The 1,843-nt window shown below is 66.9% G+C and carries 2 protein-coding genes; both read left to right on the forward strand.

The window, feature by feature from the left end; genetic code table 11:
• Positions 1–547, forward strand: a 547-nt coding sequence (pgk, locus tag ACIP1U_RS32545; RefSeq protein ID WP_400324053.1) for a phosphoglycerate kinase, incomplete at its 5' end; no start/stop codon positions are given.
• Positions 548–585: 38 nt separating this feature from the next.
• Complete coding sequence (fba, locus tag ACIP1U_RS32550) at positions 586–1,623, forward strand: class II fructose-bisphosphate aldolase (RefSeq protein WP_400324056.1); 1,038 nt, start codon at positions 586–588, stop codon at positions 1,621–1,623.
• Positions 1,624–1,843: the final 220 nt, after the last annotated feature.

Here is a 1,843-nt window from a genome sequence, read left to right on the forward strand (position 1 = left end):
GGTCGTCGGCGGCGGCATCGCCAACACCTTCATGCTGGCTGCCGGCCTGAAGATCGGCAAGTCGCTGGCGGAAGCCGACCTGGTCGGCGATGCCAGGGCCATCATCGACATCATGGCCGCGCGCGGCGCCTCGGTGCCGATTCCCGTCGACGTGGTCTGCGCCAAGGAGTTCAGCGCGACCGCCGCGGCGACCGTCAAGGACGTCAACGAGGTGGCCGACGACGACATGATCCTGGACATCGGCCCCAGGACGGCCGCCCTGCTGGCCGGGCAACTGAAGGCCGCCGGCACCATCGTCTGGAACGGCCCGGTGGGCGTGTTCGAGTTCGACCAGTTCGGCAACGGCACCAGGGTGCTGGCGCAGGCCATCGCCGATTCCAAGGCGTTCTCGATTGCTGGCGGCGGCGACACGCTGGCCGCCATCGCCAAGTACGGCATTGCCGACCGCGTGGGCTACATCTCCACCGGCGGCGGCGCGTTCCTGGAATTCCTGGAAGGCAAGAAGCTGCCCGCACTGGATGTGCTGGAGCAGCGCGCCGCCAGCTGACCCCCGTATCACCGAGCATCGACTAAAGGAGCTTCACCATGGCACTCATTTCCTTGCGGCAACTGCTGGACCACGCGGGAGAGTTCGGCTACGGCGTGCCGGCCTTCAATGTGAACAACCTGGAACAGATCCACGCCATCATGGAGGCGGCGGAGGAGACCAATAGCCCGGTCATCCTGCAGGCCTCGGCCGGTGCCCGCAAGTATGCGGGCGAGGCCTACCTGCGCCATATGGTGCTGGCCGCCGCCGAGACGCATCCGGACATCCCCATCGTGCTGCACCAGGACCACGGCTCCAGCCCGGCCGTGTGCCAGGCCTCGATCCGCTCCGGCTTCACCAGCGTGATGATGGACGGCTCGCTGCGTGAAGACATGAAGACGCCGTCGGACTACGACTACAACGTCGGCGTCACGCGGCGCGTGTGCGAGATGGCGCATGCGGTCGGCGTCTCGGTGGAGGGCGAACTGGGTTGCCTGGGCTCGCTCGAAACCGGCCAGGCCGGCGAAGAGGACGGTGTGGGCGCGGCAGGCACGCTGTCGCACGACATGATGCTGACCGACCCGGCGCAGGCGCGCGACTTTGTCGCACGCACCGGCGTGGACGCGTTGGCCATCGCCATCGGCACCAGCCACGGCGCCTACAAGTTCTCCCGCAAGCCCACCGGCGACATCCTGGCGATGGACCGCATCCGCGAGATCCACGAGCAGATCCCCGGCACCCACCTGGTGATGCACGGGTCCAGCTCGGTGCCGCAGGAATGGCTGGAGATCATCCGCCAGTACGGCGGCGACATCAAGGAGACCTACGGCGTGCCGGTCGAGGAGATCCTGCGCGGCATCAGGATGGGCGTGCGCAAGGTGAATATCGACACCGATATCCGGCTGGCCATGACCGGCGCGATCCGCAAGTCCCTGGCCGAGGACCGCAGCGAGTTCGATCCGCGCAAGGCCCTGCAGGCGGCCAAGAAAGGGGCGAAGGGCGTGGTGAAACTGCGCTTCGAGGCCTTCGGCTGTGCCGGGCAGGCAGCACGGATCAAGCCGGTGGGGATGGAGAGGATGGCGGGGCTTTACCGCTGAAAGGCGCTCGCAGCACCACCACCCCACGCATACGCTCCGCTCTCCCGCTTGCGGGTGAGGGGTGGGGGAGAGGGCCGGAGCATCAACGAAGTAAAGGCTGCCGGTATGCCACCGCCTGCCCTCTCCCCCGGCCCCTACCCAGGAACCTGAGCTAACTCATTGTTTTTGCTGGCACGAGATTCAAGCCATGTTTGAGCGCGAGCTTGCGTAGCACGCGTTG

This window comes from Cupriavidus sp. NPDC089707 (assembly GCF_044748965.1).
Taxonomy (GTDB): Bacteria; Pseudomonadota; Gammaproteobacteria; order Burkholderiales; family Burkholderiaceae; genus Cupriavidus.

Coding starts and splice junctions, on each gene's coding strand:
- fba (WP_400324056.1), top strand. CDS start 586: ATGGCACTCATTTCCTTGCGGCAACTGCTGGACCACGCGGGAGAGTTC.